Source organism: Nocardia aobensis NBRC 100429, from assembly GCF_000308375.1.
Taxonomy (GTDB): Bacteria; Actinomycetota; Actinomycetes; order Mycobacteriales; family Mycobacteriaceae; genus Nocardia; species Nocardia aobensis.
Genome location: NZ_BAFQ01000255.1, coordinates 1 through 7,022, shown reverse-complemented (window position 1 = coordinate 7,022; position 7,022 = coordinate 1). Strand labels below are relative to the sequence as shown.

The following is a 7,022-nucleotide window of genomic DNA, read 5'->3' as shown; positions in this document are numbered from 1 at the left end:
ATCCGCGAACTGGGGCCCCGCATCACCACCATCGCGGACGAGCTGCTGGCGGAGATGGCCACTCGCGACCGGGTCGACCTGCTGGACGCCTATGCCTTTCCGCTGCCCGTCGCGGTGATCTGCGAACTGCTCGGGGTCCCGGACGACGACAAGGACGATTTCCGCGCGTGGACGGCGGTGGTCGTCAACGATTCCGCGCCGATCGAGGAGCGCACCAGCGCGGGCGTCAACTTCTTCGCCTATATGACGAAGCTGATCGCCGCACGCACCGACAGCCCCGGTGACGATCTGCTCTCGGAACTGATCATCGCCAAGGAGGACGGCGACCGCCTCGACCAGAGCGAACTGATCTCGATGCTGTTGCTGCTATTGGCGGCCGGGCACGAAACCACGGTCAACCTGATCGGCAACGCGGTCTACGAGATGCTGCGCGATCCGCGCATCGCCGAGCGGCTGCGAGCCGAACCGGAAACCGTTCCGGCGTATGTCGAGGAGATCCTGCGCAGCCAGGGCCCGGTGCACCTGGCCACCGCGCGCTACACCACCCGGCCGATCGTGCTGGGCGGCCGGGAGATAGGCGCGGGCGAATTCATCATGATCTCGCTGGCCGCGGCCAACCGCGATCCGGACCGTTTCACACGGCCGGACCTGGTCCACGTCGATCGTGAGGACAATCGGCACATCGCCTTCGGGCACGGCATCCACTTCTGCCTCGGCGCGGCGCTGGCCCGGATGGAGGCGACCATTGCCGTCAACCGGCTGCTGGACCGGATCCCGGAGCTCTGCCTGGCCCCGGAGGACGGGCCACCGATCTGGCGGCGGAGTCTGCTGATTCGCGGGCTCGCGACACTCCCGGTGAGCATGGTGCCGGCGAACGAACCGGAACTGGAGTTCTCCGGGGTGTGATCGACGACTGTCACCGGGCGGCCGGTCGGCCGCCCGGCCGGCGTCTCACCGCCGGCGCACCACGATCACCGGGCATTCGGACGACTGCAACAGGGCATGACCGGTCGAACCGAGCAGCATGCCGGTGAATCCGCCCCGGCCGTGGCTGCCGACCACCACCAGCTGCGAATGTTCGGATTCGGCGAGCAGCGCACGGGCCGGCCGATCGGCCCACACCACCGGCCGCACATCGACATCCGGATACTGTTCCCGCCATCCGGCCAGACTCTCCGAGAGCGCGGCGCGCTCGGATTCGCGTAGCGTGTCCCAGCCGGCCACCGCGATCTCGGGCAGGCTGATATCGCTCCACGTGTGCACGGCGATCAGCGGCACCTTCCGCCGCGAGGCTTCGTCGAAGGCGACGCCGATCGCGGGTTCACTGTTCTCGGTGCCGTCGACGCCGACCACCACCGGCTTCGCCGCGGTCACCATGTCGGTCGCGGAATTCCCGGGGATCACCGCGACCGGGCAGTGCGCCCGCTGCACCACCGCCGAACTCACCGAACCGAGCAGCGCCCGCCGAATGGCGCCGCGCCCGCGACTACCGACGACCAGGCGGTACGCCCGTTCCGAACGTGTGATCAGGGTCGGGATGATCGGGTCGAACACCAACTCGGCATTGATCTCCAGCGGCCCCTTCGCCAACCCGGCGACCCGGCGCGCCTCGGCGACGATGCGCTCACCGTCCTCGCGCACCCAATCCGCGCCGCCCGTCCACACCTCGGAGCCGAAACCGGTCGGCAGCGTGGCCGAGGTGACGATGTCCAGACGCCGCCCGTGCAGGACGGCGTCGACCGCGGCCCAGGCCACCGCCTGATAGGAGATCTCCGAGCCGTCGACGCCGACCACGATGGGCCGGTCGGGTTCGTCCGCGAGGTACGCCTCGGCTGATTCGGTCACAGTCGGCTCCACTTCGTTTCGGCGAGCGGTCTCCGCGCCGAGATTACCGGGGAAGGCGGGATGCGGCATCGCTCGTTCCGGATGAGTCGCGGATTCCGGTCCGGTACGACCGACGGGCGTCCCGCCGTGGGAGACGTCGCGTATCGCCAGGTCAGCAATCTTTCAGCGCACAGCGTGGTGACGCTGTGGACGGACGGCGATCCGGCGGGTTGCGCGGAGGTATCGATATGCAGACAAGTTGAGCCACAATGATTCCAGCGCGATGGCCGCGCTCCACACGGCCCCGTTATGTTGGATTCATGTCTCGCGTGTCGTCACCGACCAAGATCGCCCGCAATCGCCGGGCACGACGTGGTCGGCTGGTCGTCGTCGCGGCATTGGTCTCGATCGCGGCCACGACGGCCACCGCGGCGGCGGACCCCACCGGCACGACGGCCGTCCCGGAAGGGCAGGCCTTCTACGACGCACCCGCCGAGGCGATCGCCGGACCACACGGCTCGGTGATCCGGGCCCGCAGTATCACCGGCGATCCGGGGCTGCCCGGGGCGCGGAATCTGCTCGTGTTGTACCGCTCGGTGGATCTGCAGGGGCGTCCGGTGGCGGTCTCGGGAACACTGGCGGTGCCCGACGGCACACCGCCGCCGGACGGCTGGCCGCTCATCTCGTGGGCACACGGCACCACCGGTGTGGCCGATATCTGCGCGCCCTCGCGCGATACCGGCCCCGACTATCCCGCCCACGACTACACCGCGCAGGTGCGCGAGGTGCAGCAGCACTGGCTCGCGGCCGGATACGCGGTAGCGCAGACCGATTACCAGGGCCTCGGCACGCCGGGCCCGCACGGATACCTGATCGGCACCACCGAGGCGCGAGCCGTCGCCGATATGGCGCTGGCCGCGCGGGAACTCGACGCATCGATCGGCACGCGATGGGCGGCGATCGGCCATTCGCAGGGCGGCCAGGCGGCGATCTTCACCGATGCGCAGGCCCGCGCCTGGGCACCCGGACTGGATCTGCGCGCCGTGGTGGCCCTCGCACCGGCATCACAGGTGGAATTCGGCATCGGAGCGCAGCGCGTGGCGAGTACGGTGGGAGCCGGCGAGGCGCTGGCCGGCACACTCGGCAACTCGAATGCGTTCCTGCCGTTGCTGATTCGCGGCGCGCAGACCGCCGAGAGTATCGATCCGGCCCGCTTCCTGACGCCGCGCGCATTGACCCTGCTGCCCGAGGCCGACACCGGATGCATCGGCGCCCTGCGCGCGCCGGACAGCTGGGGCGGCCTTCCCGCCGATGCCGCGTTCAGCCCACTGGGCGACGCCGCGCCTTTCCTCCGGGTACTGACCGACAACGATCCCAGCACGCTGCGCATCGACACACCGCTGCTGGTGTTGCAGGGCAGCGCCGACACGACGGTGCCCCCGCGGGCGACCGACGCGATGGTCGCCCGCCTGCGCCTGACCGATCAGCAGCTCACCTACCGCACCTACCCCGGCGCCGACCATCGCGGCGTCCTGCAGGCCTCGCTTCCCGACGCCCTCGTCTGGGTCGGCGCGCGCTTCACCTCCTGAACCGCGCCGAAGCGAATTCGACTCGGCTCCAGCGCATTCGGATGCCAGCCGAGCCGGCGGGCGTCGGCGGTCTACTCCCCCGCGTACATCTCGCGCATGCTCTTGCCCATGAGGGCGACGGCCTTCTTGCGGGGCAGTATTCGCGACAGCAGCGTGCCGTTGAAACGGTTGGCCCGGCCGGGGATGACCGAGGGTTGTCTGCCGAGTGCGGTCAAGCCGGCGGCAACCACGGGAGCCACCGGCATCACCTTCGGGGAATTGCGGATCGTGCGCGGTGCGTCGGCGCGGTAGCCGGGGGTGTCGGTGGGGCCGGGCACGACCGCGACGACGTCGACGCCGTGCGGACGCCATTCGTCCCACAGTGATTCGGCCAGATTCAGTGTCAGCGCCTTGGTGCCCGCGTAGGAGGCGTACATGGGGGTGCCGAGAAGACCGGACATGGAGCTGAGCAGGATCACCCCGCCGCGGCCGCGTTCGATCATCGGCGGGACGAAGCGGTGCAGCACGGTCATCATCGTGGTCACGTTGATGTCGATCGTCTTCAGATGCCGTTCCAGCGGTGTGTCCAGCCACATGCCGCAGACCGAGAGCCCGGCGTTGTAGACGACCAGGCCCAGTTCGACGTCGCCGACCAGCAGCGCAACCGATTCCAGCACCTCGGGCGCGGTGACGTCTCCGGTCACCGTCTGGGTGCGGATGCCGTACCGGTCGGCCAGATCCGTTGCCAGCGTGTCGAGTTCGTCCTTCTCCAGCGCCACCATGACGAGGTTCAGGCCGCGCTCGGCGAGCTGACGGCAGAATTCGGCCCCCAGTCCCAGCGCGGCACCGACCACCAACGCCCACGGCCCGTACCGCTGCGGAAAGCTCATCTGCTGTCTCCTCGACTCCGATCAGAAACGTATGCGAGTCCGATCATCGCATCCGGGAGACGAGCACGCCTGCGGCGAGGGCCGGGCGGACCTTCGCGATCCGCCCTGCGCGACAACGGGATCAGGTGCGGGCGGGCAGACTTTCCCAGCCGCGCACCGTCGAGGTCGGCGACAGTCGCGCCTGCGACAGATCGACCTCCCACTCCGGGAACCGCTTCAGGATCTCCTCGACTGCGATGCGTCCCTCCAGCCGCGCCAGCGCCGAACCCAGGCAGAAGTGGGTGCCGACACTGAACGCCAGATGCGGTTGCGGCGCGCGCAGGATGTCGAAAACGTCTCCGTCCGGCGCGAAGTGGCGATGGTCGCGGTTCGCCGCGCCGATCAGGAACATCAGCACCGACCCCTCGGGCACCTTCTGTCCGTAGTACTCGACCTCGCGGGTCACGTAGCGGCACGTGTGCGGAGCGGGCGATTCGAAGCGCAGCAGTTCCTCGATCGCCTGTGGGATCAGAGCCGGATTCTCGACCAGCAGCCGGCGCTGGTCGGGATGGTCTGCGAGAACCTTTCCGGCCCAGCCGATCAGGCGCGTCGTGGTCTCGTTCCCGGCGCCGGACACGACATTCACGTACATGAGCAGTTCGTCGCGGGTGAGGCGGCGCTCGGTGCCCGTCTCGTCGACGAATTCGACGTTGAGCAGTTCGGTCATGATGTCGTCGGAGGGATGTTCGGCGCGCCAGTCGATATAGGGGCCGAAGATGTCACCGGACACCATGCCCTCGGACGCGGCCTTCATCGGCTTACCCTCCTCGGTGCGCATCTGCTCGTTGGCGAAATCGCGGATGGCCTCCTGATCCTCTTCCGGGATGCCGAGCAGCAAGCCGATGGTCCGCATCGGCATCCGGGCGCCGATATCGGCGATGAAGTCCAGGCGACCGGTACCGACCAGCGGATCGAGGCTCTCGGCGCAAAAGTCCCGGACCTTCGATTCCAGCGCCTTGATCTTGCGCGGCGTGAACATCCGCGACAGCAGTTTGCGGTGGATCGTGTGCACCGGCGGGTCCTCGAAAAGCAGGACGCCGGAGGGTATCTCGATATTCGCCTTGATGAGTTCCAAGATGGCGCCGCGGCCTGAGATGAAGGTGTCCTTGTCGATCAGGCCGGCGTTGACGTCCTCGAATCGGCTCAGCGCGTAGAAGTCGTGCTGTGCGTTGTAGTAGAGCGGGAGTTCGTCGCGCAGACGCTGGAACATGGGATAGGGATCGGCGTTGAGTTCGACGTCGTACGGGTCGTAGTGGACGTCGCTGGCCGCGCTGATGGTCACTGGTTCACCCCTTGCGGAAATCTCCGGAATGCGGCTCGGCCGCGGACAGGCACAGGGGCAGGCGCCGCCGACCTCACGTCATGGCGCCTCCCACCACCGTGAGAGAAGGATATTCTCTGAGATTGACAATAACAATCCCCTAGGTCACAGGCGAATCCGCAATAACTACAACCTTCATCCATCCATTCAGGTAGAGTACAGTTCTCGTTGCGCGAAAATATTGTTCTCGCCGATCTGCCCGGCACCGCCCGACGAACGGAGCACGCAGTGACGTCCGGAAAACACCCCTCGCCGCCGGATCCCGGGGACATCACCGAGCGTGATCTGCTGCTGGCGGCCGCGGAAGCCGAGGCGGAGGCCGAAGCCGCGGAAGCGGTGGCCGAAGCCGCCCGCGCCCGAGCCCGCGCGGCAACCCTGCGCCGCCGCGCCGGGGCCGCCGCACAGACGGGCGAACCCTCGTACGCGAACGACACCCCGGACAGCGACGACCCTGGTCCCGACACAGAAGACAACACTGGCGCTCCCGGTCGGGACGTCGCGTCGGCCCGGCAGGCCGCTCCGAGCGCCGAGCGAACGCTGGAAAGCCGTCGCCGCAAGCGACCGCGTCTGGGCGCCGTTCGGCATATCCGGCGGCGCACAGCCGGCGTGGCGATCGCGGCGATCGTCGTGTGCGCCGGGCTGGGCAGCAGTGGATACATGATGTGGCGGCATCACGAAGTGAGCGCGAAGCAGCATCGCGAGGCGGAGTTCGTGGCGGCAGCGCGGCAGGGCGTCACCACGCTGACCTCACTGGATTTCAATCATGCGGCCGATGACGTGAAGCGCGTGCTCGACGATTCCACGGGTAGTTTCCGCAACGATTTCCAGTCCCGCGCCGACGATTTCGCCAAGGTGATCCAGCAGTCCAAGGTCGCCACCCAGGGCAGGGTCAACGCCGCCGCGGTGCAGTCGATGACCGACGACTCCGCCGTGGTCCTGGTCGCGGCGACCTCGGAAGTCACCAATTCCGCAGGCGCGAAACAGGAACCGCGTGCCTGGCGGTTGAGCGTCACCGTGGAGCGCGTCGACGGCCGGCTCAAGATGTCGAAAGTGGAGTTCGTCCCATGAGCACACCATCCGAATCCGATACCGGCGCCAACACCGTCGACGATGAGCACAGTGGGCCGGCAACCGGCGAAGCGGCCGCACCCCTCTCCCGCCCACGCGCGGCCCTGTCCTGGCTGCGCGGCCATCGTGCCGGTGTCGGACCAGGTGCGCTCGGCGCGCTCGCAGTGGCATCCGTCGCGGCGGCGACAGGCGTGTATTTCACCCAGTATCGGCCCGATCAGCAGACCGACGAGGCGGCGCAACGCGCGGCCACGGCCGCCGCGACCGATGGTTCGGTCGCGATCCTCTCCTATGCCCCCGATACGCTGGACC

6 protein-coding genes and 1 pseudogene are annotated in these 7,022 nt (G+C 68.3%); 4 read left to right on the top strand and 3 right to left on the bottom strand.

Annotated elements, in window-relative coordinates:
- A partial coding sequence (locus tag RJ03_RS27835) for a cytochrome P450 (RefSeq protein WP_051025332.1) occupies positions 1 to 906 on the top strand: 906 nt, incomplete at its 5' end.
- Positions 907 to 951: 45 nt separating this feature from the next.
- Here RJ03_RS27835 and RJ03_RS27830 read toward each other — a convergent pair.
- Complete coding sequence (locus RJ03_RS27830; protein ID WP_036507841.1) at positions 952 to 1,845, bottom strand: universal stress protein; 894 nt, start codon at positions 1,843 to 1,845, stop codon at positions 952 to 954.
- 299 nt (positions 1,846 to 2,144) lie between these two features.
- Between RJ03_RS27830 and RJ03_RS27825 the strand changes: the two genes are divergently transcribed.
- On the top strand, positions 2,145 to 3,413 hold the full coding sequence (locus RJ03_RS27825; protein WP_063820456.1) for an alpha/beta hydrolase family protein: 1,269 nt from the start codon (positions 2,145 to 2,147) through the stop codon (positions 3,411 to 3,413).
- Positions 3,414 to 3,484: 71 nt separating this feature from the next.
- On the opposite strand, the gene RJ03_RS27820 is transcribed toward RJ03_RS27825, so the two are convergent.
- Together RJ03_RS27820 and RJ03_RS27815 are read right to left on the bottom strand one after the other, a co-directional pair.
- Entirely contained in the window at positions 3,485 to 4,282 is a 798-nt protein-coding gene (locus tag RJ03_RS27820; protein WP_051025331.1) for an SDR family NAD(P)-dependent oxidoreductase, read from the bottom strand.
- A gap of 121 nt (positions 4,283 to 4,403) precedes the next feature.
- Entirely contained in the window at positions 4,404 to 5,603 is a 1,200-nt protein-coding gene (locus RJ03_RS27815) for a cytochrome P450 (RefSeq protein WP_036507829.1), read from the bottom strand.
- A 267-nt stretch (positions 5,604 to 5,870) separates the two neighbouring features.
- Between RJ03_RS27815 and RJ03_RS27810 the strand changes: the two genes are divergently transcribed.
- Both RJ03_RS27810 and RJ03_RS38980 read left to right on the top strand, forming a co-directional pair.
- The gene (locus RJ03_RS27810) at positions 5,871 to 6,710 is read left to right on the top strand and encodes an Rv1363c family protein (protein WP_157163507.1); all 840 of its coding nucleotides are present in this window, start codon (positions 5,871 to 5,873) and stop codon (positions 6,708 to 6,710) included.
- A pseudogene (locus tag RJ03_RS38980) lies at positions 6,707 to 7,022 on the top strand (twin-arginine translocation pathway signal); the annotation flags it as partial. The gene RJ03_RS27810 and the pseudogene RJ03_RS38980, both read left to right, overlap by 4 nt.